The organism is Kitasatospora sp. NPDC057965 (genome assembly GCF_042887135.1).
In the GTDB taxonomy this organism is placed as follows: Bacteria; Actinomycetota; Actinomycetes; order Streptomycetales; family Streptomycetaceae; genus Kitasatospora.
The window spans coordinates 54,173-79,030 of the sequence record NZ_JBHVPZ010000021.1 but is presented as its reverse complement, the minus strand read 5'-3'; the positions used below and the strand labels follow the sequence as shown (position 1 = coordinate 79,030).

At 74.9% G+C, this 24,858-nt stretch carries 22 protein-coding genes and 1 pseudogene; 7 read left to right on the top strand and 16 right to left on the bottom strand.

Annotation, left to right across the window (positions count from 1 at the left end):
* Position 1 precedes the first annotated feature (1 nt).
* The 6 genes from ACFVVU_RS26075 to ACFVVU_RS26050 all read right to left on the bottom strand — a co-directional run bounded on the left by ACFVVU_RS26075 (position 2) and on the right by ACFVVU_RS26050 (position 7,902).
* A complete protein-coding gene (locus ACFVVU_RS26075; RefSeq protein ID WP_387792503.1) occupies positions 2-1,870 on the bottom strand; it encodes a dipeptide ABC transporter ATP-binding protein in 1,869 nt (622 codons plus the stop codon).
* A complete protein-coding gene (locus ACFVVU_RS26070; RefSeq protein ID WP_380681212.1) occupies positions 1,867-2,721 on the bottom strand; it encodes an ABC transporter permease in 855 nt (284 codons plus the stop codon). Before ACFVVU_RS26070 ends, ACFVVU_RS26075 begins: the two co-directional genes overlap by 4 nt.
* Positions 2,718-3,677 (bottom strand): ABC transporter permease, encoded by a 960-nt coding sequence (locus tag ACFVVU_RS26065; protein WP_355368904.1) that lies wholly within the window; start codon positions 3,675-3,677, stop codon positions 2,718-2,720. The genes ACFVVU_RS26070 and ACFVVU_RS26065 overlap by 4 nt, the downstream gene beginning before the upstream one ends.
* A 135-nt stretch (positions 3,678-3,812) precedes the next feature.
* Positions 3,813-5,378 carry an ABC transporter substrate-binding protein gene (locus ACFVVU_RS26060; protein ID WP_387792501.1) on the bottom strand — a complete coding sequence of 522 codons (1,566 nt, stop codon included), beginning with the start codon at positions 5,376-5,378 and terminating at the stop codon, positions 3,813-3,815.
* A 57-nt stretch (positions 5,379-5,435) separates the two neighbouring features.
* Positions 5,436-6,236, bottom strand: coding sequence for a polysaccharide lyase (locus ACFVVU_RS26055; protein ID WP_380681203.1), 801 nt, complete (start codon positions 6,234-6,236; stop codon positions 5,436-5,438).
* Positions 6,237-6,315: 79 nt separating this feature from the next.
* A complete protein-coding gene (locus ACFVVU_RS26050; protein WP_387792499.1) occupies positions 6,316-7,902 on the bottom strand; it encodes a DUF3604 domain-containing protein in 1,587 nt (528 codons plus the stop codon).
* A 262-nt stretch (positions 7,903-8,164) separates the two neighbouring features.
* Here ACFVVU_RS26050 and ACFVVU_RS26045 point away from each other — a divergent pair, with 262 nt between their 5' ends.
* A complete protein-coding gene (locus tag ACFVVU_RS26045) occupies positions 8,165-9,160 on the top strand; it encodes a hypothetical protein (RefSeq protein WP_387792497.1) in 996 nt (331 codons plus the stop codon).
* Between the two features lie 41 nt (positions 9,161-9,201).
* Here ACFVVU_RS26045 and ACFVVU_RS26040 read toward each other — a convergent pair.
* Both ACFVVU_RS26040 and ACFVVU_RS26035 read right to left on the bottom strand, forming a co-directional pair.
* Positions 9,202-9,345 (bottom strand): annotated as a pseudogene (locus ACFVVU_RS26040) (SDR family oxidoreductase); the annotation flags it as partial.
* Positions 9,346-9,415: 70 nt separating this feature from the next.
* A complete protein-coding gene (locus ACFVVU_RS26035; RefSeq protein ID WP_380681240.1) occupies positions 9,416-9,850 on the bottom strand; it encodes a MarR family winged helix-turn-helix transcriptional regulator in 435 nt (144 codons plus the stop codon).
* A 132-nt stretch (positions 9,851-9,982) separates the two neighbouring features.
* Between ACFVVU_RS26035 and ACFVVU_RS26030 the strand changes: the two genes are divergently transcribed.
* Complete coding sequence (locus ACFVVU_RS26030) at positions 9,983-10,894, top strand: alpha/beta fold hydrolase (RefSeq protein WP_387792495.1); 912 nt, start codon at positions 9,983-9,985, stop codon at positions 10,892-10,894.
* A gap of 151 nt (positions 10,895-11,045) precedes the next feature.
* Here the strand turns inward: ACFVVU_RS26030 and ACFVVU_RS26025 are convergent, their stop codons facing one another.
* The gene (locus tag ACFVVU_RS26025) at positions 11,046-11,801 is read right to left on the bottom strand and encodes a TetR/AcrR family transcriptional regulator (protein WP_387792494.1); all 756 of its coding nucleotides are present in this window, start codon (positions 11,799-11,801) and stop codon (positions 11,046-11,048) included.
* Between the two features lie 107 nt (positions 11,802-11,908).
* Here ACFVVU_RS26025 and ACFVVU_RS26020 point away from each other — a divergent pair, with 107 nt between their 5' ends.
* On the top strand, positions 11,909-13,399 hold the full coding sequence (locus ACFVVU_RS26020; protein ID WP_387792492.1) for an MFS transporter: 1,491 nt from the start codon (positions 11,909-11,911) through the stop codon (positions 13,397-13,399).
* Here the strand turns inward: ACFVVU_RS26020 and ACFVVU_RS26015 are convergent.
* On the bottom strand, positions 13,393-13,656 hold the full coding sequence (locus ACFVVU_RS26015; protein WP_355368922.1) for a dsRBD fold-containing protein: 264 nt from the start codon (positions 13,654-13,656) through the stop codon (positions 13,393-13,395). The genes ACFVVU_RS26020 and ACFVVU_RS26015 overlap by 7 nt on opposite strands.
* A gap of 399 nt (positions 13,657-14,055) precedes the next feature.
* Here ACFVVU_RS26015 and ACFVVU_RS26010 point away from each other — a divergent pair, with 399 nt between their 5' ends.
* Together ACFVVU_RS26010 and ACFVVU_RS26005 are read left to right on the top strand one after the other, a co-directional pair.
* Positions 14,056-15,066 (top strand): DMT family transporter, encoded by a 1,011-nt coding sequence (locus ACFVVU_RS26010; RefSeq protein WP_380681184.1) that lies wholly within the window; start codon positions 14,056-14,058, stop codon positions 15,064-15,066.
* Positions 15,067-15,082: 16 nt separating this feature from the next.
* Positions 15,083-15,787 (top strand): DUF6629 family protein, encoded by a 705-nt coding sequence (locus ACFVVU_RS26005; protein WP_380681181.1) that lies wholly within the window; start codon positions 15,083-15,085, stop codon positions 15,785-15,787.
* Positions 15,788-16,130: 343 nt separating this feature from the next.
* Here the strand turns inward: ACFVVU_RS26005 and ACFVVU_RS26000 are convergent, their stop codons facing one another.
* From ACFVVU_RS26000 to ACFVVU_RS25990, 3 genes are all read right to left on the bottom strand, one after another.
* The gene (locus ACFVVU_RS26000; protein WP_387792489.1) at positions 16,131-17,513 is read right to left on the bottom strand and encodes an MFS transporter; all 1,383 of its coding nucleotides are present in this window, start codon (positions 17,511-17,513) and stop codon (positions 16,131-16,133) included.
* Positions 17,510-18,142, bottom strand: coding sequence for an ArsR/SmtB family transcription factor (locus tag ACFVVU_RS25995; protein WP_380681175.1), 633 nt, complete (start codon positions 18,140-18,142; stop codon positions 17,510-17,512). The genes ACFVVU_RS26000 and ACFVVU_RS25995 overlap by 4 nt, the downstream gene beginning before the upstream one ends.
* Before the next feature lie 108 nt (positions 18,143-18,250).
* Entirely contained in the window at positions 18,251-19,147 is an 897-nt protein-coding gene (locus ACFVVU_RS25990) for a hypothetical protein (protein WP_387792487.1), read from the bottom strand.
* Positions 19,148-19,511: 364 nt separating this feature from the next.
* On the opposite strand from ACFVVU_RS25990, the gene polX reads away from it, so the two are divergent.
* Positions 19,512-21,242, top strand: coding sequence for a DNA polymerase/3'-5' exonuclease PolX (gene polX / locus ACFVVU_RS25985; protein ID WP_387792485.1), 1,731 nt, complete (start codon positions 19,512-19,514; stop codon positions 21,240-21,242).
* A gap of 293 nt (positions 21,243-21,535) precedes the next feature.
* Here polX and ACFVVU_RS25980 read toward each other — a convergent pair whose 3' ends face one another.
* The 3 genes from ACFVVU_RS25980 to ACFVVU_RS25970 form a co-directional block, all read right to left on the bottom strand.
* Entirely contained in the window at positions 21,536-22,219 is a 684-nt protein-coding gene (locus ACFVVU_RS25980) for a response regulator (RefSeq protein ID WP_387792483.1), read from the bottom strand.
* 64 nt (positions 22,220-22,283) lie between these two features.
* Positions 22,284-22,637 (bottom strand): hypothetical protein, encoded by a 354-nt coding sequence (locus ACFVVU_RS25975; RefSeq protein WP_380681237.1) that lies wholly within the window; start codon positions 22,635-22,637, stop codon positions 22,284-22,286.
* A gap of 338 nt (positions 22,638-22,975) precedes the next feature.
* Positions 22,976-24,253 carry a sensor histidine kinase gene (locus tag ACFVVU_RS25970; protein ID WP_387792481.1) on the bottom strand — a complete coding sequence of 426 codons (1,278 nt, stop codon included), beginning with the start codon at positions 24,251-24,253 and terminating at the stop codon, positions 22,976-22,978.
* A gap of 63 nt (positions 24,254-24,316) precedes the next feature.
* Between ACFVVU_RS25970 and ACFVVU_RS25965 the strand changes: the two genes are divergently transcribed.
* A complete protein-coding gene (locus tag ACFVVU_RS25965) occupies positions 24,317-24,703 on the top strand; it encodes a barstar family protein (protein WP_387792479.1) in 387 nt (128 codons plus the stop codon).
* Positions 24,704-24,858 lie beyond the last annotated feature (155 nt).

Here is a 24,858-nt window from a genome sequence, read left to right as displayed (position 1 = left end):
TTCAGTGCTGCCCGGCGGCGGCGAGCAGCTCGCGGGTGTACGGATTCTCGGGGGCGGTGAACAGCCGCTCGGTGGGGGCCTGTTCGACCACCCGGCCGTGCCGCATCACCAGCACCTCGTCGCAGAGGTGGCGGACCAGCGCGAGGTCGTGCGAGATGAACACCAGGCCGACGCCGGTGCGGTGGCGCAGGTCGAGCAGCAGGTTGAGGATCTGCGCCTGCACCGAGACGTCCAGCGCGGAGGTGGGCTCGTCGGCCACCAGCACCTCCGGCCCGACGGCGAGCGCCCGGGCGACGGCCACCCGCTGACGCTGGCCGCCGGACAGCCGGTGCGGCAGCGCGTCCAGCAACTCGGCTGGCAGGCCCACGAGTTCGACCAGTTCCTCGATGCGCCCGAGTGGCAGCCCGTGGGCGAGCAGCGGCTCGGCGAGCGCCTCGCGCACGGTCATCCGCGGGCTGAGCGAGGCGTACGGGTCCTGGAAGACGAACTGGACCCGGCGGCGCAGCGCGCGTTCCTCCGCCGCGGTGGCCCCCTCCCAGGACCGGCCGCCGACCCGGACGGTGCCGGAGCTCGGGCGCAGCAGCCCGAGCAGGGCGCGGGCCAGTGTCGACTTGCCGGAGCCGGACTCGCCGATCACCCCGACGGCCCGGCCCGCCGCGGCGGTCAGGCCGACGCCGTCGAGCGCGGGCGCGCCCCGACGGCGGCGTCCGTAGCGGACGGTGAGGTTCTCGGCGACCAGCACCGGTTCGGCGGCGGGCACGGCCTTCGTGGACACAGCGGGCTCCGCGAGCGCCTCGGGCACCTCGGGAGCGGCCGGGGCCGCCTCCCCCGGCGCCACCGGCACGTGGCAGGCGTACCCGCGCTCCCCGCCCGTCCCCGACTCCGTCGCCCATCCGGGCGCCTCCTGCCCGCACCGCTCCACCGCGGCGGCGCAGCGCGGCGCGAACGCGCAGCCCGGCAGCGGCTCCCCGGCGGCGGGCGGGCGGCCGCCGATCACGGCGAGCGGCAGCCCGCGCGGGCCGTCCAGCCGGGGCACGGCGGCCAGCAGTCCGGCCGTGTAGCGGTGTCGCGGCTCCGCCAACAGCCGCTCGACCGGGGCACGTTCGGCGATCCGCCCGGCGTACATGACCTGGACGGTGTCGCAGCTTCGGGCGACCACGCCGAGGTCGTGGGTGATCAGCAGGACGGCGGTACCGGTCTCGTCGCGGAGCCGGACCAGCAGGTCGAGGATGCCCGCCTGGGTGGTCGGGTCGAGGGCGGTGGTGGGTTCGTCGGCGATCAGCAGGTCGGGCCGGTTGACCATCGCCATGGCGATCAGCACGCGCTGGCGCATGCCGCCGGAGAACTCGTGCGGGCGGTCGCGGTAGCGGCGGGCCGGCTCGGGGATGCCGACCAGGTCGAGGAGTTCGAGCGCACGGGCGCGGGCGTCGGTCCGGCTCGCGCCGTGCACCAGGGCGGCCTCGGCGAGCTGGCGGCCGATCGGCATCCGGGGGTTGAGGTAGGCGAGCGGGTCCTGGAAGACCATGCCGATCCGCCGGCCCCGGACGGCGCGGACGGCGGGTCCGGGGAGGGTGAGCAGGTCGGTGCCGTCCAGGCGGACGGTGCCGGCGGTGGTCCGGCAGCCGGGCGGCAGCATCCGGTTGACGGCGAGCGCGGTGAGCGTCTTGCCGGATCCGGACTCGCCGACCAGGCCGAGGATCTCGCCCGGGCGGATGGTGAAGTCGACGCCGTGGACCACCTGGTGAGGTCCGGCCTCGACCCGCAGCCCGGCCACCTCCAGCAGCGGCGATGCGGTCGTCGGAGGCGTCGGAGTCGTCGGGGCCGTCGCGGCCGCAGGGGCCGTCGGGGTGTTCGTCGTCGGCGCGGTCACCGCAGCTTCTCCCGGTTGAACGAGTCGGCGAGCAGGGTCAGTCCGAAGACCAGCAGGCCCAGCAGCAGCACCGGCGCGAGGGCGTAACCCGGGTGCAGGAAGAGGTACTTGCTACCGGTGTTGATCATCGTGCCGAGCGAGGGGGTGGGCGGCTGGATGCCGAAGCCGAGCACGCTCAGGCCGCCCTCGATCTTGGCAGCGTGCGCCATCGCCACGGCCAGCAGCGCGGTGGCGGCGTCGGTGACGTTGGGCAGCACGTACCGGCGCAGCGTGCGCGCCCTCGGCACGCCGAGCACCCGGGCGGCCACCACGTGGTCGCGGGCGAGCTGGGCGAGCAGGGCGGCCCGGGCCTGCCGACCGAAGACGGGCAGCGCGCTCAGCACGACGGTCACCACGACGCTGCCGAGGCCGGGACGCACGATCAGCGCGATCGCCAGCCCCAGCAGCAGCCCGTGGAAGCCGAGCAGCAGGTCGAACAGGCGCTGGACGACCTCGCCGAGCAGCCGGTTCAGGCCGCCGAGCAGCCCGAGCAGGGTGCCGAGCACGGCGGCGACGGGGACGGCCAGCAGGCAGACCAGCAGCTCGATCCGAACCCCGTACAGCGCGCGGGCCAGCAGGTCGCGGCCGACCTCGTCGGTGCCGAGCGGGTGGGACCAGGACGGTCCGGCCAGCGCCTCGCGGCCCTGCTGGTAGGGGTCGGCGGGGAGCAGCAGCGGGCCGAGCAGCCCGAGCAGCACCACCAGGGCGACCAGCACCGCGCCGGTCCGCCCGCGCCGGTCGCGCAGCACGGCGGGCACGGCGGAGGGCAGCGCGCGGCGACCGATCGCGGCGAGAACGGACGTGGTGCTCATCGGGCCTCCCCGGCGCCGGCGCGGGCGATCCGCGGGTCCAGTCGGCCGACCAGCAACTCGGAGCCGAGCTGCACGGTGACGGCCACCGCGACCGCGAGCATGATCAGGGTCTGCGCGACCGGGTAGTCCCGCTGGTTGATCGCGTCGAGCAGCAGCTGTCCGAGGCCGTGCCGCGCGAACAGCTGCTCGGCGACGACGGCGCCGCCGAGCAGCTCCCCCAGGTTGAGCCCGAACTCGACGCAGAACGGCGCGAGGCTGTTGGGGAGCACGTGCCGCAGCAGGATCCGCCGGGGCGGGGCGCCCTTGGCGATCGCGGTGAGCACGAACTCCTCCTGCCGGGTGCGCCGCAGCTCGGTGGCGAGCAGCCGGGCGAGCACCACCGAGCCGGGCAGGGCCAGGGCGACGGCGGGCAGCGCCAGGTACTGCACGGACAGGTCCGGCGCGGTGAAGAGGTCCCGCTCGCCGCCGGCCGGCAGGACGCGCAGCAGCACGGCGAAGACGAAGACGAACAGCACCGCCGTGACGTACACCGGCAGGGCGAGCACGGCGGTGGTGAGCGGGTCGAGCGCCCGGGCCAGCCGGCCGCGCCGCTCGGCGGCCAGCGCGGCGCCCAGCAGCAGGCCGAGGACGAGCATCAGCAGGCCCGCGGCGATGGCGAGTTGGACGGTGGATCCGAGGCTCTGGCCAATCATCCGGGTGACCGGTTCGCGGTAGTGGAAGGAGAGTCCGGGGTCGCCGCGGAGCAGCCCGCCGAGCCAGGTGGCGTACTGGACGGGCAGCGGCCGGTCCACGCCGAGCTGGCGGCCGAGGTGGTCGCGCTGCTCCTGGTCGGCCTCGGCGCCGAGCGCGGCGGAGACCGGGTCGCCGGGGGCCAGGCGGAGCAGCAGGAAGACGGCCACCGAGGCGAGCCAGAGGGTGGCCAGGGCTCCGGCGGCCTTTCTGGTCCAGTACGGCACGGGGTTCTCCGGGGGTGGGCGGGGCGGCGTGCGGGGGTCACCGTCCCCGGGCGGTGGGGGTCGTCCGGGGACGGCGGTCGGCGGTCGACTGTCGGCGGTCGCGGTCGCGGTCGGCGGTCGGTGCCGGGGAAAGGCCTAGGCGTCCCGGCGGGTGTCGGTCAGCTTCAGGTAGCCCAGCGCGCTGGTGGACACGTCCCGCACCGAGGAGGCGAAGGCGTAGGTCTCCCAGGCGTGCGCGAGGGTGATGTGGAAGGACTGCGCGAGCAGGTACTCGGACAGCTCGTGGTTGACGTCGGCCCGGGCCCGCTCGTCGGCGGCGGCGAAGGCGCGGGCCTGGAGGTCGGCGTAGGCCGGGTCGGTGACGTGCGAGGTGTTCCGGCCGACCTGCAGCGGCCCGGAGACGGTGATGCCGCTGAGCGGGGAGACGCTGACCATGCCGTGGTTGGCCACGAACAGGCCCTCCAGGGTGCCCTGCTGGATCTTCGGCTGGAGGGCCGCGTTGTCCAGCAGCTGCACGTCGACGCCGAAGCCGGCCTGCTCCAGGTCGTACTTGACCAGTTCGACCAGCGAGCTGAACACCGGCGAGTTGGCGGCGGTGAGCGGCACCCTGACGCCCTCCGCGCCGGCCTCGCGCAGCAGCCCGCGCGCCTTCTCCGGGTCGTGCTTGTAGCGGGTGACCTGGTCCGGGGTGACACCGGGGGTGGTGGACGGCCAGGGCAGGCTGCTCGCCTCGGCGTGGCCGCCGTAGACCTGGTCGACGATCCGCTCGCGGTCCACCGCGTGCTGCAGCGCCTGGCGGACCCGGAGGTCGTCGAAGGGCTTGGAGGTGACGACCACGCCGAGGAAGGCCTGCTGGTAGGAGGCCTTGGCGGACTGCACGGTGAAGCCGGGGTTGCCCGCCAGCACCTTGAGGTCGCGCCCGGGGACCGCCCCGATCAGGTGCCCCTGCCCGGACTGCAGGGCGGAGAGCGCGGCCTGACTGCTCGTCACCGACCGGACGGTGATCCGCTCGAAGCGCGGGCGCCCGCTCTGCCAGTAGCGTTCGTTACGGACGAGGTCGAGCTGGTTGCCGCCCTTGAACGACTGCCAGGTGAAGGGTCCGGTGCCGTTGACGGTGTCGCTCGCCCGGCCCTCGACGTAGGTGCGCGCGTCCACCACCGGGTTGAAGGCGAGCGCGTCGAACAGGTTGCTGGTGGGCTTGGCGAGGGTGAGGGTGACCTCGTTCCTCGCGCTGGCCTTCACATCGGCGAGGCGCTCCAGCAGCGGCTTGACCTGGGAGGTCTTGGTGGCGCCGACCAGCGAGAAGACGACGTCGTCGGCCTCCAGCGCGCGCCCGTCGTGGAAGGTGACGTCCTCGCGCAGCTTGAGCACCAGCTTCAGCCGGTCGGCGCTCCACTCCCAGGAGGTGGCCAGCCAGGGCACCGGCTGGAGGGTCGCCGGGTCGAGGTCGACCAGCCGGTCCAGGACGAGGTTGACGAACGCCGGGGTGTCCGGGCCGCGGTGGAGCAGCTGGGTGGGGTCCGGCGCGCTGCCGTAGACGATCTGCAGGTCGGGCGCGGACGCCGCGGCACTGGCGCCGGGGGCGGCGCCCGCGTCCGGGTCGGTGGCCGAGCGGCAGCCCGCCGCCAGCAGGGCCGCTCCGGCGCTCAGGCCGAGGAAGCCTCTTCGGGGCAGGCCGTGGTGACGGGCCGCTTCGCTCATGGTGCTGCTACCTCTTGGTGGTTGGGGGTTCTGCGGGAGGCGGGCCGGGCGGCCGGCTCAGTACTGGGTGACGACCACGCTGTCGCTGTAGAGCACCACGTCGGGCCCGCCGGTCGGGTACGGAATGCCCTTGGCCGGGTTCCAGTTGGCCCGGTAGATCCCGGTCTTGAAGTACGGGGCCTGGTTCTGGTGGTAGTTGTTGAGCCCGCTGTGCGCGCCGACCTGCACGCCGTCGCGGTACACCGTGATCGAGCCGGGCGTGCTGTCGGTGGACCAGGTCACGTCGAACGCCCACTGGTTCCAGTGCCCGAACTGGACGGTGCCGAGCGGGATCACCGCCTCGGCGACGGTGGCCGGGTCGGTGAGCCAGTGCACCTTGAGGCGCCAGCTGCCGTCCTTGACGGTGAGGGCGATCGGCGGCTTGGTGTCGCTGCCGTCGGCGAGCGGGTAGCCGTGCCACTGGGCGACGATCGTCTCGGTGGAGGTCTGCACCCAGTCGGCGGGCAGGTAGTCGGCGAGGGCGAAGCGGTAGCTGCCCCAGCCGAGGGCGTTCACGGCCACCTCGGAGCGGTAGGACACGCCGTCGTTGGGGACGCTGAAGCGGGCGGCGAGGCCGGAGCCGCCGGCGGGCGCGCCGGTGACGGTGATGGTCCCGTTGCCGTCGATGCGCTGGCGGGTCCAGTGGGAGACGGTGCCGGACTCGAAGTCGTCGGCGAACACGGTGCCGGCCGTGGTGGCGGCCGTCGTGGCGGCGGCGGTGCCGTTCGCGACGGCCGCCGGGGCGGCGAGGGTGCCGGTCAGCAGGGCGGCGGCCAGCACGGTGCCGGCGGCGCGGCGCGCGGAGGTGAGGGCGGACATGGGGTACTCCTCGATCGGTACGGGTCGGTGGAACGGCGGGCGGTGACCGGGGCGGCCGGCCGACGACGGTGGGCAGGCGTCAGCCGGCCCGTCGACAGGAGGCCTCCGGTCCGCCGGCCCCCGCGCGGCCCACCCAGACCGGGCTGGACCAGGCCCACTGGTCGTTCAGCTGCCGGACCCGTACGTGGTAGAAGTCGCCGTCCCCGCCCGGCCGTTCGTCGACCAGATCGAGATCGGCGGCGAGCTCGCGGCCGGGCACCGCCCGGTCGAAGCGGTAGGCGCCCGAGACGAAGCCGCCGATGAAGCCGGTCCGCGGCCCTTCCCGCAACTCGCCGACGCTGTAGGAGGTCTCGACGCCGTTGACGAGCGCCGTCAGCCTGGTCCGGTCGTCGCCGGAGACGGCCAGCGAGAAGCCCTGGGTGGCGTCGGTCGCGGTGTTCGGGTTGCCCTCGGTGACGGTCCGCAGCCGCACCTCGCCCGGCCCGGTGCGCCACCAGTCGTGCGGCCGGTAGCTCGCGGGCTCCGCCTCCGCCGGGGCCACCGTCTCCGAGCCGCGCAACCGGGGCTGGACGTCGAGCAGTTCACCGCCCTCGACGCGCAGGACGACGTCCCAGTCCACGGCCGCCTCGCGCCGGCCCCAGCCGACGGCGAAGCCGAGCGTGCCGTCGAAGCCCTTCTCCCCGCCCGCGGCCGCGAGGATCTCGGGCCGGGAGAGACGGTGGATCGGCACGCCGTTGCGGACCACCTCGACGTGGTCGAGGGCGTCCCGGCCGCGCACGGTGACCTGGATCCGGCGGCGGTCGGCGGACGGCGCCTCGCCGCCCATCGGCACGCCGTTGACCGAGGTGGCGAGCAGGATGCGGTCACCGGTGATCGCGTAGGTGCGGCGCGCCTGGACGGCGTCCCAGACCGCCGTCCGGGTCAACTCGGGCGCCCAGACGGCGAGTCGGCCGTGACCGTGACTGCCGGGGAATGCGCTGTGGTGGTCGGTGGAGCCGATCAGCCCGAACCGGTGGCCGAGCCGCAGCCCGTGCACGGCGGTGCCGGTGGTGTCGCGCGGCCCCATGGTGTGCAGGTAGTTTCGCGGCGCCTCGTCGGACTCGGCGCAGCCGTGCATCGACATCACCTCGACCACCGGGGCGAACTCCTCGGTGTACGCGTCCCAGTTGATGCCGCGCCGTCCGGTGCCGTAGCCGATGTGGTGCGGGAGCGCCCAGGTCCGCACGCCCTCGGCGGCGAGCGTTCGCAGCCGGGCGCGCAGCCCGTCCAGGTCGGCGGCGCGGATGATCTCGCCGCGCGGGCCGTCGAAGTACACGCAGTGGTCGCCGTACGCGAGGCTGTGCCACTCGAAGGACTGGAAGGTGACGAAGCGCCCGTCCTGGTGGGCGGCGGCGGTGACCTCCTGGACGTGCTCCCAGCGGTCGGCGAGGCGGGCGAAGCCCTCGGTGTGGTAGTCGACCAGGCCGGCCAGCTCGGGAGTGCGCTCGGGCAGATCGGGCCACCAGCCGTGGCCGGTGACGCTGGCGAAGTCGAGCTGGAGGCGGGCGTTGGCGTAGGCGTCCTCGATGGAACCGTGGCCGTAGCTGATCCCGCAGTGGTTGTGGAGGTCGCCGACGTAGAGGCCGAGACCGCCGTAGCCGGGTGCGTCGGTGGTGGGGGCTGTCATCGGTTCGGGGCTTCCTCTGTTTGATCGACTCTGAGAAGAAGTCTTTCCCGATCTTCGAGGGAGGGTCAAGGCCGGGCCGAGCGGCGTCGTCCGATCGCCACAGGGGGAAACATGTGATTCACAGAGCCATCCCACGTGACAGGCCGCTTGCGATGCAGGCCGGCTCATCTCCATCGCCCGGAAGAGGCTCCGCCACTTTCTATCGATCTGATAGAAAGTGGCGGACATCCCGCCACCGCCCCGTGAGGACGACACCCCGACGATGCCGATCACCACCCTGCCCACCGCACCCGACCTCTCCGGCTCCGCACTGGTCCGCGCGCCCGAACACCCCGAGCCCGGCTACTGGGCGGGCTGCCCGAGCGTGCGCTACGAGCCCGACCGCGACCGCTTCCTGCTCACCTACCGCGAGCGCCGCCCGCGCGGCACCGAGACTTCGGCCGCCGACCAGGACCGGGGCTGGCGCTGCGCCGTGGCCGAGAGCCGGGACGGCGTGGAGTTCCGCGACCTCTGGTCCGTGGAGCGCGCCGAGCTCGGCTCGCCCTCCATGGAGCGCTTCGCCCTGCTCCGGCGCGACGACGACTACCTGCTCCACCTCAGCTACGTCGACCCCGTCGACCGGCGCTGGCGGATCGACGCGCTGCGCGCCGACACCCCCGAGTCCTTCGACCTCGCCACCCGCACCCCGGTCCTCACCGCCGCCGGCACCGGCACCGAGGGCGTCAAGGACCCGTACCTGCTCGAACACGACGGCGGCGTCCGGCTGTTCGCGACCGTCTCGCGGTCCCGCGCCTTCACCGCCGGGGAACGCGCCCGCGCCCACGCCACCGCCGACATCCACACCACCGGCCTGACCGTCCAGCCCACCGCACTCGCCGGCTCCCCCGACGGCCTGCGGTTCACCGCCCCGCCCGGCCGGGCCGCCGAGGTCCTCGACGTCGGCCCGGCCGGCGCCTGGGACGCCTACGAGTCACGGATCACCGCCGTGCTGCCCGACGGCTCCGGCGGCTGGCTCGCGCTCTACGACGGCTCGGCCGACGCGGACGGCAACTACGAGGAGCGGTGCGGGCTCGCCACCTCCGCCGATCTGCGCCACTGGCAGCGCCTGACGCCCGACGGCCCGTGGCTGGACGTCCGCTACGCCGACGTGGTGGCCGCCCGGGGCCGCTGGTACCTGTACTACGAGTGGACCCGCCCGGACGGCGCCCACGAGCTGCGGGTCGCCGTCCTCGACGAGTTCGCCGGCCTGCGCCCCTAGGGTGCTCCAGGGTCCGCCTTCAAGCCCCAGGACCTCGCGGGTCACGGGCTGCCGACGAGGCCCCCGTCGACGACGAAGTCGGCGTCCGTGATGCTCGCCGCGCCGGGACCGGCCAGGAAGACCACGAGGCCCGCGATCTCCGGCGGACGGGTGAAGCGGCCGGTCGCCGACCGGGCCCCGGCGGCGCGGACCGCGTCGCCGGGGTCGACGCCACGGGACCGTCCGACCGCGGCGGCGACACCGTCCGCGCCCCGCTCACTCCGCCCGGGCCGCGGCCACCACCTCGGTCATCGCCGTCAGGAACCGCCGCGCCACCGCGAGTTCCGCGTCCCCGAACGCCCCCATCGCGGCGACCAGATCGGCGATCAGCCCGCCGAAGAAACCCTGGCCGAGCTCGACCGCGCGCTCCTCCACCAGCAGCCGCACCTTGCGACGGTCCCCCGGATCGCGCTCGCGCCGGATCAGCCCGAGCCGCTCCAGCCGGTCGACCAGCCCGGTCGTCCCGGCCGAGTTCAGCCCCAGCGCCTCGCCGAGCCGCCCCGGCGTGACCACCGTCCCGGCCCGCGCGGCGTCCAGCAGGTGGACCAGCGCCCGCAGATCGGTCGGGTGCAGGCCGTTCCGAGCGGCGAACTCGGCTCCGAACAGGTCGAGTTCGACGGTCAGCCCGCGCAGCAGATGGACCAGCTGCATCGGTGTCCGCTCCGGCTCCACCTCTTCTCCTTCCCTCCGGGGTCCCCTGGACGTATTCTCTCGCTGAGCGAGATACATGCTCACCGAGCGAGCACCTCGAACCCCGAGTGCCTCGAACCCTGGGGGAAGACTATGTCCGTACGCCCTGCCGCCCGCCCCGACCCCTCCCCCGCCGTTCCCCTCGGCACCCGCCTCGCCACGTTCCTCGCCGCCTACGACGAAGCCCTCGCCCGCTGGCCGCTCCCGGTCGAGACGCTCACCGTCCCCACCCCGTACGGCGCCACCCGGGTCAATGCCTGCGGCCCGCACGACGGCCGCCCTCTCGTCCTGGTGCACGGCGGCGGCGCCACCGCCACCTGCTGGTCCGCCACCGCCACCGCCCTCGCCGGGGCCGGCCACCGGGTGCTCGCCGTCGACCTCGTCGGCGACCCGGGCCGCAGCACCCTCGACCGCCCCCGCCTCCGCGGCCTCCCCGAGCTGCTCGGCTGGCTCGACGCCGTGCTCGACGGGCTGGGCGTGTCCGCCGCCGACCTGGCCGGCCACTCCTACGGCGGGTGGATCGCCCTGCGGTACGCCCTGCACGCCCCCGCCCGGGTCCGGCGGCTCGCCCTGCTCGACCCCACCCAGTGCTTCACCGGCTTCCGGCCCCATTACCTGTTGCGCGTCCTGCCGCTCCTCCTGGCACCGCGCACCGCCGCCAAGGCCCGCTCCTACCTCGACTGGGAGAGCGGCGGCACCGGGCTCGACCCGGCCTGGCGCGAGCTCTACGCCCTCGGCTTCGCGGACTTCCCCGCCACCCGCCCGGTCACCGGCCCCCGCCCGAGCGCGGCCGAACTGCGCACGCTGACGGCCCCCACCCTCGTCCTGCTCGCCGAACGCAGCCGCACCCACCACGCCCACACGGTGGCCGCCCACACCCGCCGGACCCTGCCCGACGCGACCGTCACCGTCGTGCCCGGCGCCTCCCACCACACGCTGCTGACGGCCCACCCCGACGAGCTGAACCGCCACCTCACCGCCTTCCTGGCCCCCGATCACCCCTGACCGTCCACCCCTGCTACGACAGCTCGTGGCACGGCGGCGTCCACGAGGGCCACGACGACCACATCCGGCGGCTCCCCGGCCGAGGCAGAGCAGCCCGCCGGCCCCGCACTCCCCTTCCGGAGGGTGCGGGGCCGCAACCCCGACAGGCGCCCTAGCGGCCCGCCAGCCCGGCGATCAGTGCGCCGAGGGCCACCTCCAGATCGCCGCAGCGCTCGCCCACGCCCACGAAGCCCACCTCCGCCAGCACCCGGCCCAGCGCGGGCAGGCGCTCGCGATCCGCGGACTCGATGACGGTCCGCCGCTGACTCGGCTCGCGGGGCGGGCTGACGGGGTGTTCGGAGAGCAACTCGCCGAGGACCAGCTGCCAGCAGGCGCGGAACGCGGTCAGCGCCCGCTCGGGCGACAGCCCGGCGGCCATGAGGTCGGCGAGACAGGCGTCGTTGAACGCCAGCGCGTTCCGGGCGACCAGCTCGCCCCGGACCAGCACCGTCACCACCCAGGCGTGGCCGGCCAGGTAGTCATGGGCGTCGAGCAGTCGGCGCAGCAGCCGCTCCTGCGGCCCCGCACCCGGGACATCGACCGGCATGCCCTCCGCGATCTGCTCCAGGACGGCGATCAGCAGCGCGTCCCGGTCGGCCACGTGCCGGTACAGCGAAGCGGGCGCCGTGCCGAGCTCGGTGGCGACGGCCCGCATGGTGAGCGCGTCGATGCCGTCGCGCTCGATCACCCGGCGTCCGGCGGCGACCACCCCGGCCGTGGTCAGCCCCGGGCGGGGCCGCTTGCGGCCGTACTTGCCGCGCTCGGCCTCCGGCTGCTCCGGGGCGGCCGGCCCAGCCGCCTCGCCTGCCTCGTCCGTCTCGTCCGTCTCGTCCTCGCCGACGCCCGGCCGGTTGCTCCGTTCTGACACGCCGCCATCCTGCCATGCCTGCGCCAAACCGCCTCCGACCTGGACACTTGCACCACTTAATAGGCAAGGCTTACCTTACGCGAACAACGTTCGCATCGGAGGTCGCCATGCCCGAGTCCGCGCCGCCCCGCACCACCGCCGCCACCACCGCCTCACCCGGGTCCAGCGCTCCCCGACCGACCGCCCGGCCCACCGCCGCCCGCGCCGGACTGGTCCTGGTCACCGTCTCCGTCTGCCAGCTGATGGTCACCCTCGACGCCAGCATCGTGAACATCGCGCTCCCCGCCATGGGCGAGTCCCTGGGCTTCGCCGACAGCGCCCTGCCCTGGGTGGTCAACGCCTACGCGCTGGCCTTCGGCGGACTGCTGCTGCTCGGCGGCCGAACCGCCGACCTCGTCGGACACCGCCGCGCGGTCCTCTCCGGCCTGGTGCTGTTCGGCCTCGCCTCGGTGCTCGGCGGGTTCGCGCAGACCCCCGCCCAGCTGGTCGCGGCGCGGGCCGGCCAGGGCGTGGCGGCCGCCGTCCTGGCCCCGATCGGGCTGACGCTGATCATGGTGACCTTCGCCGAGGGTGCCGCCAGGGCGCGCGCCGTCGGCATCTGGTCGATGGTGACGGCGGGCGGCAGCGCGCTGGGCGTCCTGCTCGGCGGAGTGCTGACGGACCTGCTCGACTGGCGCTGGGTGTTCTTCGTCAACGTGCCGACCGTGCTCGCCGGCCTCGTGCTGGCTCTCCGTTCGGTGCCCGCCGTCCGACCGCCGCTCGCCGGCCGCCCGGACGTGCTCGGCGCCATCCTCGGCACCGGTGCGATGACCGCCCTGGTCTACGGCCTGATGGAGACCGACCGCCACCCGTGGGGTTCGGCCCGGACGCTCGGCACGCTCGCCGCCGCCGCCCTGCTCGGACTCCTCTTCCTGTGCTGGGAGGCGCGCATCGCCCGGGCGCCGATCGTCCGGCTGGGCGTGCTGCGGGCCCGGACGGCCTGGGTGTCGAGCCTGCTGGTCACGCTGCTCGGCGCGGGCATGCTGGTCGGCTTCTACTTCTGCTCGCTGTTCCTGCAGAACGTCCTCGGCTACGGCCCGCTGGCGGCCGGCGCCGCGTTCCTGCCGTTCTGCGCCGGGACGGCGGCGGGCAGTATGGTCGCGGGACGCCTCACCGCCCGCTTCGGCGGCCGGGCCACCCTCACCGGCGCGCTTGTGCTCGCCGCGCTGGGGATGCTCTGGTTCGGCGGGCTCGGCCTGGACTCCGACTATCCGACCGGCTTTGTCGGACCGTCGATCGTGACCAGCGTGGGCGTCGGCGTCTGCATGGTCGCCAACACCGCGATGGGCACCTCCGGCGTCGATCCCCGCGAGGCCGGACTGGTCAGCGGGCTGCTCAACGCCGGCCGCCAGTGCGGGGGCAGCATCGGACTCGCCGTCCTGTCGACCGTCGCGGTCGCCGCCACCCGCCGGGCCGCCGCGGACGGGCACACCGCGCGGGCCGCCCTCGCCACCGGCTACGACCACGCCTTCGTGGTCGTAGCCGGGGTGCTCGGTGCGGCCGCCCTGCTCGCGCTGTTCTTCGTTCCGTCCCGCCGGCGGACGCCGGTCCGTCAGTAGATCAGGTATCCCGGCCGGTGCCCCTCGTCCTCGATCTCACCGTCGGCCTGGGCCTTCAGCTTTCGGGACAGCGCCTCCAGCGCGCGTGAGGCCGCGACCTCCTCGCCGATCCGGGCGAGCGGTCGGTCGTCCACGCTGCGGGTCGACTCCCCGCGCGCGGTGAGGCCCGGGGCCCGGGCGCCGGTCAGCCTCGCCTGGCATCCGGTGTGGACGCCGTCCTCCTCGAAGCTCAGCTCCACATCCCACTGGTTGTGCATGCCACACCTCCTGGCGCCGGTCCCCGTCGCGCCTGCTCGGGCCGGTACGGGCGGTGCCCGCGACGGGCCGCTCACACCAGCGTGCGCCCCCCGGCCCGACGGCGGCAACCGGGCACCGGGCCACCCCGTACGCCGCCGCTCCGTACTCCGCCACGCCGTCCGCCGCCGTGACGGAGCACGACCCGCCGGGCGGCGCGGCAACGCAGGTCGGCGCCCCACCCCGGCGGTAGGCTGGCCGCAACGCGCGCCGATGCCGCGGGACACCCCGCTCCGGATCGCCCGGCCGCACGGGCGGACCCGTCCGAGCAGCCACCCGTCCGAGGAGCCACCCCGGAGCGGAGCCGCCCCGGAAACCGAGCGGTGGTGCGGTGCGGTCAACAACCCTCGGGTGGTCCCTCCGTGGCGGTCTTCGTCCTGGCTCTGAGCGCCGCCTGCTTCCTGGGCCTCGGATTCGTCCTCCAGCAGCACGCGGCGCAGCGGGCCCCGCGTGCCGATCTGCTGCACTGGCGGCTGCTGCTCGACCTGTTGCGGATGCCGGAGTGGCTGCTCGGCACCGCCTTCATGGTCACCGGGCTGATCCTCTCCGCGCTCGCCCTCAACAAGGGCGAGGTCTCGCTCGTCGAACCGCTGCTCGCCACCAACCTCATCTTCGCGATGGCGCTCGCCCGGGTGCTGACCCGCCAGACGCTCGGGCGCTCCGGCTGGGCCGGGGTACTGCTGCTCGCGCTCGGCGTGACGGCGTTCATCGTGGCCGGCCGCCCCACCGGCGGCGGCGCTCCGGCGAGCGAACTGCGGCACTGGCTGGTGGTCGGCACCGTGGTCGGGCTGACGCTGCTCCTGATCTCCACGGCCCGCCGGCTGCCGCTGTTCGAGGAGGCGACGGTGCTCGCCCTGGCCGCCGGCCTGCTCTACGGGCTGCAGGACGCGCTCACCCGCACCACCACCCAGCGGCTCGACCACCAGGGCCTGGACGCCGTGCTGCGCAGTTGGCAGCCGTACGCGGTGGTGGCGGCCGGGGTGGTCGGGCTGCTGCTGGTGCAGAGCGCCTTCGAGGCCGCGCCGCTGCGGATGTCCCTGCCCGCGCTGACCGCCGCCCAGCCGATCACCGGGATCGCCTGCGCGGTCGGGTTCCTCGGCGACCGGCTCCGGGTCACCCCCGGTGCGCTGGCCTGGCAGGCGGCCGGCCTGGTGGCCATCGTCATCGGCGTGGTGGTCATCGGCCGCCACCCGGCCCTGCCCGGCACCGTCGGCGACACCCTGGAGTCCATCGGCGAAAGCCCGGACGACGCCGTGGACGACACGGCGCAGACCCCGGACGACGCCGTGGACGACACTACGCAGACTCCGCCCACCGGCCGGCCTGCCGCCCCGCCCTCCGATCGGCCCACCGACCCGCCCGACCCCGACTGACCGACCGGGAGCCCCCATGTGCTGGAGTGCCCGGGCGGACCTCGCCGTCGGCGGTGCGGTGACGGCCGTCGGTGTGCTCTGCCTGGTCCGCGTCCGGCGTTCCGGCCGGTCCGGACGCCTGCCGCTCGCCGCGCTCCCGCTGGTGCTCGGCGTGCACCAGCTGATCGAGGCCGCCGTCTGGTTCGGCGCCGACGGCGACCTGCCCGCCGCCCCGGCCACCTGGGCCCGGACCGCCTGGGCGGTGATCGCCCTGCCCCTGCTCCCCCTCCTGGTACCCATCGGCGTCCGCCGCGCGGCGCTCGACGCCGACCCCTCGCGACGGCGGCTGCTCACGGCGCTGGTCCTGCTCGGTCTGCTGGTCGCCGTGCCGCTGGCCCACGCCGTCGCCACCCACCCGATCGACGCCACCGCCCACGCCCACACCCTCGACTACCGCATCGGCGTCCCGCATCCCGCCCTCCTCCTGGTCGGCTACCTCCTCGCCACCGTCGGCGCCCTGCTTGTCAGCGGCGACCGCCGGCTGCGCCGCCTCGGCATCCTCACCGGCGCCGGCGCTGTCGCCTGCGCCCTCCTCTGGCGACTGGCCTTCATCTCCACCTGGTGCGCCCTCGCCGCCCTCGCCTCCGTCCTCCTCCTCCAGTGGACGTCCGCCCCCGACGCCACCCACCCCCGGCGGGGAGCCGTCAGCCCACCGGGCGGCCCCGCCACTCCAGGGGAGTGACCTCGATGGCCCGGTCGGGGTCACCGTCCCACTCGGTGCGAAGGCCTCACGGGCGGGGCCCGTCTCCAGCGACGACCAGGCCGGACCACCGTCCCCTCCGGCCTCCCGACGGCTGACCGCCGTCGTCCGGAAGTACCGGTCAGCGGCACTCTCGCGGTACTCCAGCGTGTACTCACCACCGTCCTCGTGCCAGATCCGGGCGAGCGCCTCCGGCAGGTCGGCGCCGTCTGGAGGACCAGGAACCGGTCACCGTCCACCACCGATCCACCAGGCCGCAGACCTCCCGCCGCGCCGGCGCGACCCTGCCGCAGTGTGCTGAGGCCCCGCCCGACCGTCACCTCCGTCAGTCCGCCGGGACCGGCGCCGCCGTGTTCGCCGGGGCGGGTTGCTTCTCTTTCGGGGCGCTGCTCGTGGTGGCGGCCCGGGTACGGCCACGGGTGCGGTCCATCTCGCGCCACTCCGGTCGCAGGCCGGACAGGGTGGTGATGACGAAGTAGAGGCCGCCGCACACGAGCAGCACGGGTATGAGCCCCACCGTCGTCACGGTGGCGCCGGCCAGGAGGCCGCCGAGCGGGATCCCGGCCCAGGCGAGGGAGTCGCTGAGGGCGTTGACCCGCCCCAGCAAGTGGCGCGGCACCCGCTCGAAGAAGACGGCGCCGAGGATCGGGTTGAGGAATCCGGATCCGAAACCGCTCACCACGAAGACGGCGACCACCACGCTCATCGGCACGTCCAGGGCCAGGACGACGAACCGTGGGGCCCCGCAGAGCAGGAAGCCGACGAAGAACACGGTGCGGCGCCGAAGCCGGTGGGCGACGGCCGCAGCGATCAGGCTGCCGGCCACCGCCGCGACCCCCCAGGCCGTCCCGGTCAGGCCGATCGCGGCGGGGCCGCCGCCCGACTCCCTGGCCCAGACCGGGACCAGCACCGCCAGGAACGCCGCGTCCAGGAGGTTGGTCAGTGCGATCGTCAGGATGATCGTCAGCAGCAGCGGTTCACGCCGCAGGAACGCGAAGCCCTCCCGGAAGAGCTGCCAGTATCCGGCGGCGGGCCCGTCCTCCGCGGCATCGGCCGGGGCCGGGGCCGGGACGGCGGCCCGGCCGGTCCCGCGCGGCAGCGCGACGGCGATGGCGAGCGAGCCCAGCGCGAAGCCGAGCGCATTGGCCGTCAGACCGGCCATCGGACCGAGCAGCGCGACCAGCGCGCCGCCGACGGCCGGGCCCAGTGTGGTGGCCAGCCGCTCGACCACGCCCGCCAGGCCGGTGGCCCGCTCCAGCGGGACGCGGGCCCGGTCGGCCGCCTCGGGAACCATGACCTCCTTGGCGAGGTCCCCCGGGCCACGGGCGGCGCCGATCACCGCGACCATGACCAGCAGCAGCCAGAACGGGAGCAGCCCCAGGCCGTGCAGCAGGGGCACCAGGCCGGCGGCGACGGCGCTCACCGCGTCCGTGGTCCAGGAGACGACCCGTGGCCCGAGCCGGTCGATCACCGGGCCGGTGAACGCCTTGACCAGCACGTACGGCGCCAGTTCGACGAACGCGACCACGCCGGTCATCGTGGCGCTGCCGGTGGTGGCGAGCACGAACCACGGCAGGGCGATGGCCGACACCCGGGTGCCGGTCAGCGAGATCGCCATCGCCGTCAGCACCCCGGCCAGCGGCCGCAGGCTGCGCGGCGCGGCCTCCGGGGCGGCGCCCGCGGAGGGAACCGTGTGCCGCGCGGTCATGATCGCCCCTCCGCCCCGCCCGAGTCCGCGCCGCTCTGCGGCTCCGGCAGCACCTGGACGACCACGGCGACCCGGTCCGTGCCCTCGGGCACGGGCTTCCCCGGGGTGATCCGGCGGTAGCGGGCGACCACCGCCGACAGGTCTCCGGCCAGGGCCCGGGCCTCCTCCGGGGTCAGCTGGAGCACCATGTCGCTGAGGTCCAGCGCGTTCCGCCACTCGACCGGCATGGTCTCGTAGGCGTTGAGCGCCGTCTGCGCGGTCATGGTGTGCGCCGCCACGATCGAGCGCAGATAGCCGAGCGCCGCCTCCGGCTCCTGCTCCGCGAGTTCGGTGTCGGTCCACCACGTCACCTGGTGGACCGACTTCCACCAGCGCTCACGGGCGTTGCCCCGCTCGGTGTCCTCGGCGACGAAACCGGCGGCCGCCAGCTGGCGCAGGTGGTAGCTGGTCGCGCCGGAGTTCAGCCCCAGTTGCTCCGCCAGCCTGGTGGCGGTGGACGGGCCGTTCTTGCGCAGCAGCCCGATCAGCTGCACGCGCACGGGATGGGCCAGGGCACGCAGGCCCTTGGCGTCGATCACGACATCGGTCTGCGGATCCGGGCCGTGCGGCCACCTGCGGTCATCGGTCATGGCAGCACCATAGAACCGCAAAGAACTCTTCGCAAAGGTTTTTTGCGAAGAACTCTTTGCGGATTCGAACGGGGCGCCGGCCGACCACCGGGTCCGCGCGGGCCGCCGTCAGTCCCGCGCGACCGTCAGCACCACCACCACCGTGAGCCCGCCACCGGGCGTCTGCTCCACCTCCAGCCGGCCCCCGGCCGACCTGACCAGGCCCGATATCGACGGACCCACCCGCTCGGACCCGCCCTCCGGTCCACCCGCACGCCCACCGCCCGCACCACCGCCCGCACCACCGGGACCGCCGCCGTGCACCCTGCCGAACAGCCAGCGCCGCGCCTCCGGCGGTTCCGACGAGCCCCGGTCGACCACCCGCAGTTCGACCCGGGCCGGCGCCGCCGCCCACGGATCCGATCCACCGACGACCTCCGCGAACTCCGCCCGGCCCCGGCCACCCGACCCGCCCGGCCCGCCCGAAGCCCCCCGGCCAGCGGGCCGGCCGGCCGGTCCCGGCAGTGCGTCGGCCCGCACCAGCACCCGTGTGCCCGGCGGGTTGCGGCGGATCGCGTGGTCCACCAGCCCGGCCAGCGCCGCCTCCAGCCGCACCGAGTCGGCGACCACCACCGGCAGCCCCACCGGCACCCTCGCGGTCACCGCCGACGCCCGCCCGCCGCCCCGCAGCACCCGCCCCACCAGCTCGGCCGGCTGCACGTGCCGCGCGTCCGGCACGCACCCACCGGCCCGGTCCGTCCAGCGCAACCGCTCCAGCTCCGGCCGCGACAGCGGCTGCGGCCCGGCCATCCCACCAGGCCCGGACCGCCCCTGACCACCGGCGACCGCGGTGGCGACCGCGCCGCCGAGCGCACCCGCCCGACCGCCCGGTTCCGGCCGCCCGCCGGCGCCGACCCCCTTGAGCAGCCGAGCGCCCGCCAGCGCCCCGGACCGCCCGAGCGGACCGAGCCCGCCCAGCGCCCGGGCGCCCGACGCGACGTAGCCCCAGAGCTTCCCGCCTGCCATCGTCCTGCCCCTCGTCCCGCGCGGACCGGATCCACCGCCTCCACGGCGGCCCGGTGCGGGCCGTCTCCCCGGCCCTGGGCCAAGCCTGCGTCCCCGCCGCCCGGGTGACAATCCGGCTCTCGGGCCCCTGGGGGCACTACCACCCCTCCGACCAGCGGGGCCGTCCCCCGCCGACCGTCGGGAGCACCACACCGGCGCGCGCCCTGCGTCGTGCGCCCCCAAAACCGCCGCCCGCCGGTGTCCCCCGCGGCCACCCACCCCGCCGCCCGGCCACCGCCGCATCGTCGCCGCCCGCGGAGCCCGGCCGGCTCCGCCCGACCTGCTCCGCCCGGCCCGCTCGGCCCGGCGAACCTAGACTGACCCCATGGCCCGGCTCAACGACAAGGTCAGGGAGCTGCTCCAGGAGTACGCCGACCTGATCTCGATCACCGGTGGCGACGGCTTCCGTGCCCGCGCCTACGAGAAGGCCGCCCGGGCGGTCGGCGGCCACCCCGATGACATCGACGGCCTGGACGTCAAGGGACTCCAGCAGATCCCGGGCGTCGGCAGGTCCACCGCCGAGAAGATCGCCGAGTACCTCGCCGACGGGCGGATCGAGGCCCTGGAGTCGCTCCGGGCCAAGATCCCGGTCGGCGTCCGCGCCATGATGTCCGTTCCCGGCGTCGGCCCGAAACGCGCCCTCGCCCTCTACCGCGACCTCGGCATCGCCTCCGTCGACGAGCTCGCCGAGGCGATCCGCGCCGACCGGCTGAGCGAGGTGCCCGGCCTGGGCGAGCGCAGCGGCGAGAAGATCCTGCACGGCATCGAGCTGATGCGGCAGTCCGGCGGCCGTACCCTGCTGGACACCGCGACCGCCCTGGCCGACCAGCTCGTCGCGGCGCTGCGGGCCGTCCCCGGGTGCACCCGCTGCGCGTACGCGGGCTCTCTGCGCCGGATGCGCGAGACGGTCGGCGACATCGACGTGCTGGCCACCGCCGAGGACTCGGCGCCCCTGATGGCCGCGCTCACCGGCCTCCCCCACGTGGCCGAGGTGATCGGCACCGGGCCGACCAAGACCTCGGTGCGCACCACCGAGGGCATCCAGGTGGACCTGCGGGTGGTGCCCGAGGAGGACTGGGGCGCGGCGCTGGTGTACTTCACCGGCTCGAAGGCGCACAACATCAAGCTCCGGACGATGGCGGTCCGGGCCGGGCTGAAGCTCTCCGAGTACGGGCTGTTCGAGGCCGAGGACGGCGCCAAGATCGTCTCGGCGAGCGAGGACGAGGTGTACGCGGCACTCGGTCTGCCGTGGATCGCGCCACCGCTGCGCGAGGACCGGGGCGAGATCGAGGCCGCCCTGCGCGGCGAGCTGCCGGAGCTGGTGACCGAGGCGGACCTGCGCGGCGACCTGCACACCCACACCGACCTCACCGACGGCCTGGCCACCCTGGAGGAGATGATCGACACCGCGGCCGCCCGCGGCTACGCCTACTTCGCGGTCACCGACCACGCCCCCGACCTGGTGATGCAGCGGATGACCGACGAGAAGATGCTCGCCCAGCGCGAGCGGCTGCGCGAACTGGCCGGCCGCCACCGCCGGATGCGGCTGCTGCACGGCACCGAGCTGAACATCGGACCGGACGGCACCGTGGACTGGCCGGCCGGGTTCCTGGCCGGGTTCGACGTCTGCGTGGCCTCGGTCCACTCGCACTTCGGCGCGGACCGCGACACCCAGACCCGCCGGCTGATCCGGGCCTGCGAGAACCCGCACGTGCACGTCATCGGCCATCTCACCACCCGGCGGATCGGCCGGCGCGGGCCGATCGACGTCGACCTGGACGCCGTCTTCGCGGCCGCCGCCCGGACCGGTACCGCCATCGAGATCAACAGCTCGCCGCAGCGCCTCGACCTGCGCGACGAGGACGTGCTCCGGGCCAAGCGCCACGGTGTGAGGTTCACGATCGACAGCGACGCGCACGCCACCCCGCACCTCGCCTACCCCCGGTACGGGATCGGCACGGCGCAGCGCGCCTGGCTGACCGCCGAGGACGTCATCAACACCTGGCCGTGGCAGCGCCTGAAGCGGTTCCTGCGCAAGGACGCGCTCCGCGGCTGACCCTTCCGCACGATTCCGGCACCTTGGGATGATTCAGGAGAAAACTTCCCGGAACCCCTGGTGCATCCGCCGTCCCGGGCGCATCATGGTAGTGGACCTGCGGGGTCGTCGAGGAAGTTCGACCGCAGGAGGCAGTGGCGACAGATCGAGACGGATCAGGGTCTGCCGCTGGTACCTCGGTCGACGATCGAACCATATGGCCGGAGGACATCACGTCCGGAGGACAGCCTCCACCTCGCAGGTTCCGCGCGTCCCGCCGCCGACCACTGACCGCCGACCGGCCGTCGGCCGCTTCACTGCGCGGGCGGCACCGCGTAGCCCATCTCCCAGGCGTGCACGGCGATGCCGACCCGGTTCTGCACCCCGAGCTTACGCTGGATGCTGGCCACATGCGTCTTCACCGTCCCCGGGGAGATGAACAGCTCGGCGGCGATGTCCGCGTTGGTCCGCCCGGCCGCGACCTGGCCGGCGATCTCCACCTCGCGTTCGGTCAGCGGCGCCGCCGGGGCGGATCGCCGGTCCACCCGCCGGGGCGCGGACATGTGCCGCAGCAGCCGCACGGTGACCGACGGGCTGATCAGGCTCTCGCCGCCCGCCGCCGCGCGGACCGCCTCGGCCAGCAGCGCCGGACCGGAGCGCTTCAGCAGGAACCCGGAGGCCCCGTGCCGCAGCGCCGGGTAGACGTACTCGTCGAGGTCGAAGGTGGTCAGCACCACCACCCGCACCGGTGTTGCCGCCCCCGGAGCGGCCAACCGCCTGGTCAACTCCAGCCCGTCCATCCGGGGCATCCGGATGTCCACCAGCGCGACGTCCGGGCGCAGTTCCGCCGCGAGTTCGAGCGCGGCGACCCCGTCGGCCGCCTCGCCGACCACCGTGATGTCGGGCTGGGCGTCCAGGATCCGCCGTACGCTCCGGCGCACGGCCTCCTGGTCGTCGGCGATCAGCGTGCGGATGGGTTCCGGGTTCGGACTCGTCACGCACGGCAGTCTCGCACGGCGGTGACACACCGCGGTGACGCGTACCACCCCGGGAGGCCGGGACTCAGGCGGACCCGGCCCCCTTGAGGTCGGTCTTCCTGCCGTCGCGCAGCACGGCCGTGTTCAACGGCACCTCGACGCGAAACCTTGCGTCGCAGTTGGCGAAACCCGAACAACTCGCCTCCAGGGTCAGCGTGTTCTCCTCCAGCGTCCAGCTGGTCCGCTCCTTGCCGATCCCGTCCGCCTTGAACCAGCGGGTCACCTTGACGCCCTGACGGTCCGCCGCCACCAGGTCGGTCGGGACGTGGTGCAGCGAGACGACGTTCAGAGTGCTGCCGCTGAACGTGAAGACCGTCGACTCGGGATCGGCGTCCCCCGCCTTGGCGCAGCCGGCGACGGCGGTCAGCAGGACGGTCACCGCCAAGGCCGCACCGGCGGCGGGTATCCGGCCCGCACCCGGCCCCGGCCGCCGACCGGGCCCGAGGCGCCGACGACGGCCCGGGACGGAAGGCGGCGCGGCGACGGGCACGCCGAGCCGGTTCGGATCGGCGGGCACAACAGGTACTGCGGGTACTGCGGGTACTGCGCGAACGGCGGGCACAACAGGCACCGCGGGCAGCACGACGATCATGGCGGCTTCTCCTTCGACGGGCGCGTCGGTCACGGCTACGAGCATCCCCTCCCGCCGCGCCGCCGCCATCTGCCGATCGGCAGATCTTCGGCCGCCGACTTGCCCCGCCACCCCTGCCGATCGGCCTACCTGACGGGCAGTTCGCAGCCGGTCCGCCACCCCGCCGGCCGCAGCGGCCCCGCCTCCAGCGTGCCGCCGTGCGCGGCGAGCCGTTCGGCGAGCCCCACCAGCCCGGTACCGCCGCTGCCCGGACGCCGCCGGAGCAGGCCCCTGATCCCGGAGCAGCCCCCGCCGTCGTCGCTCACCGACACCACGACCGCGGCCGCCGCGCCCCCTCCGGCCCCCGGATTCCCGCCGCCCGGCCGCACCTCCACCCGCACCACCGCCTCCCCGGCCCCGGGTGCGTGCCGCCGCACATTGGTCAGCGCCTCCAGCACCGCCGCGTACGCGGTGGCCTCGGCCTCTCCGGCGAGCAGGCCCACGGCCTCCGGCGCCGCCTCCAGCCGGGCCCGGGTCGGCCCGGTCGTGCCGAAACGTTCCACCAGCTCCGGCAGGTCCGCCAGCCCGTACACCCGGGTCGCCCCCGCCCCACCCGCCGCGGCGTGTACGCCGCCCCCGTCCTCGCGCGGCTCCCGCAGCGCGCCCACCATCGCGTCCATCGAGTCCAGTGCCCGCAGCCCGGCCTCCTCCAGGCGGCGCAGCAGGGCGGCCGTCTCCTCCGGTTCCTGGCCCGGCAGTTGCCCGGCCTGCGCCTCCAGCACGATGCCGGTGATCTCGTGCGCCACGAAGTCGTGCAGTCCGCGCGCCACCTCCAGCCGCTGCTCGCGCCGGGCCCGGGAGACCGCCCGCTCACGCCGCGCGTCCAGCACCCGCAGGTAGAGGCAGACCCCGACCACCACGGTCAGCGGAAGCAGCGAGAGCAGCGCGGCAGCCAGCGAACCGGACCAGGCCGCGCCCGGCGTCCGCAGGGTCCAGCGCAGCGGAACGGCCACCGCCGCCACGACCGTCAGCGCGCCGACCGCACCCGCCCACCGGCCGCGGGATCGCCGGGCCACCCGCCCGGCCAGCACCACCAGCGCCGTCCACTCGAACGGCAGCCAGAACGCGGACAGCCGGTACGGGCCCGAGTAGGCGAGGTCGAGCAGCAGCGAGAGTGCCGCCACACCGCCCGCCGCCCCCGCGAGCGTCACCCGCCGCCACGGCCAGGGCAGCACGGCCGTCAGAACCACCAGGGCGGCCAGGGACGCCAGGAGCAGCGCGGCCGCGCGCTGCCCCGGGTGCGCCAGGACGACGGGCAGCAGGACGGCGCACGCCGCCACCACCCCCACCGGCCTGCGTGACCGCGCACCGACAGCGGACGACACACCGGGTGTGGACGGCACCGGGCCGGAATCGACAGGCATGGCCCCGAGCCTACGGTCCGGCCGGCCACCGCCCTCCGGGCCCGGCCCGTATCCTCCGGAGCCATGACGAAGGTGTACGTGCTGGACGGCACGCGGATCGGTACGACGGACGACTTCTGGCGCGTGATCGGCGAGGCCGTCAACGGTCCCGGAGGCTACTTCGGCCGGAACCTCGACGCCCTCGCCGACTGCCTCGGCGGCGGGTTCGGCACGCCGGACGACGACGCCTTCGTGGTGGAGTGGCGCGACCACCGGGCCTCCCGGGAGCACCTGGGCCACGCCGAGACGGCCCGTCAGCTGGAGCTCCGGCTGACGCGCTGCCACCCCGCCAACCGCCCGGCCGTCGCCGCCGAGCTCGCCGAGGCGCGGGCGGGACGCGGGCCGACGGTGTTCGACCGGCTGGTCACGGTCTTCGAGGAGCGTGCCCCGGGCGTCCTGCGGCTCCTGTGACGCCCCCGAAGCCACCCGCGCGGTACCGTTCGTGCGGACGGGCACCGGAGCCCGCAACCCGGCCGAGAGCACGGAACACCGAGCACGGAACACCGAGCACGGAACACCGAGCACGGAACACCGAGCGCCGACCACCGAGCACCGAACACCGAGCA

What these genes read in the sequence shown, in the direction of transcription:
- polX (WP_387792485.1), top strand. Translation starts at nt 19,512, where the DNA reads ATGGCCCGGCTCAACGACAAGGTCAGGGAGCTGCTCCAGGAGTACGCC.
- ACFVVU_RS25965 (WP_387792479.1), top strand. Translation starts at nt 24,317, where the DNA reads ATGACGAAGGTGTACGTGCTGGACGGCACGCGGATCGGTACGACGGAC.
- ACFVVU_RS26005 (WP_380681181.1), top strand. Translation starts at nt 15,083, where the DNA reads ATGTGCTGGAGTGCCCGGGCGGACCTCGCCGTCGGCGGTGCGGTGACG.
- ACFVVU_RS25990 (WP_387792487.1), bottom strand. Translation starts at nt 19,147, where the DNA reads ATGGCAGGCGGGAAGCTCTGGGGCTACGTCGCGTCGGGCGCCCGGGCG.
- ACFVVU_RS25995 (WP_380681175.1), bottom strand. Translation starts at nt 18,142, where the DNA reads ATGACCGATGACCGCAGGTGGCCGCACGGCCCGGATCCGCAGACCGAT.
- ACFVVU_RS26030 (WP_387792495.1), top strand. Translation starts at nt 9,983, where the DNA reads ATGTCCGTACGCCCTGCCGCCCGCCCCGACCCCTCCCCCGCCGTTCCC.
- ACFVVU_RS26045 (WP_387792497.1), top strand. Translation starts at nt 8,165, where the DNA reads ATGCCGATCACCACCCTGCCCACCGCACCCGACCTCTCCGGCTCCGCA.
- ACFVVU_RS26015 (WP_355368922.1), bottom strand. Translation starts at nt 13,656, where the DNA reads ATGCACAACCAGTGGGATGTGGAGCTGAGCTTCGAGGAGGACGGCGTC.
- ACFVVU_RS26035 (WP_380681240.1), bottom strand. Translation starts at nt 9,850, where the DNA reads ATGCAGCTGGTCCATCTGCTGCGCGGGCTGACCGTCGAACTCGACCTG.
- ACFVVU_RS26020 (WP_387792492.1), top strand. Translation starts at nt 11,909, where the DNA reads ATGCCCGAGTCCGCGCCGCCCCGCACCACCGCCGCCACCACCGCCTCA.
- ACFVVU_RS25970 (WP_387792481.1), bottom strand. Translation starts at nt 24,253, where the DNA reads ATGCCTGTCGATTCCGGCCCGGTGCCGTCCACACCCGGTGTGTCGTCC.
- ACFVVU_RS26070 (WP_380681212.1), bottom strand. Translation starts at nt 2,721, where the DNA reads ATGAGCACCACGTCCGTTCTCGCCGCGATCGGTCGCCGCGCGCTGCCC.
- ACFVVU_RS26055 (WP_380681203.1), bottom strand. Translation starts at nt 6,236, where the DNA reads ATGTCCGCCCTCACCTCCGCGCGCCGCGCCGCCGGCACCGTGCTGGCC.
- ACFVVU_RS26000 (WP_387792489.1), bottom strand. Translation starts at nt 17,513, where the DNA reads ATGACCGCGCGGCACACGGTTCCCTCCGCGGGCGCCGCCCCGGAGGCC.
- ACFVVU_RS26060 (WP_387792501.1), bottom strand. Translation starts at nt 5,378, where the DNA reads ATGAGCGAAGCGGCCCGTCACCACGGCCTGCCCCGAAGAGGCTTCCTC.
- ACFVVU_RS26050 (WP_387792499.1), bottom strand. Translation starts at nt 7,902, where the DNA reads ATGACAGCCCCCACCACCGACGCACCCGGCTACGGCGGTCTCGGCCTC.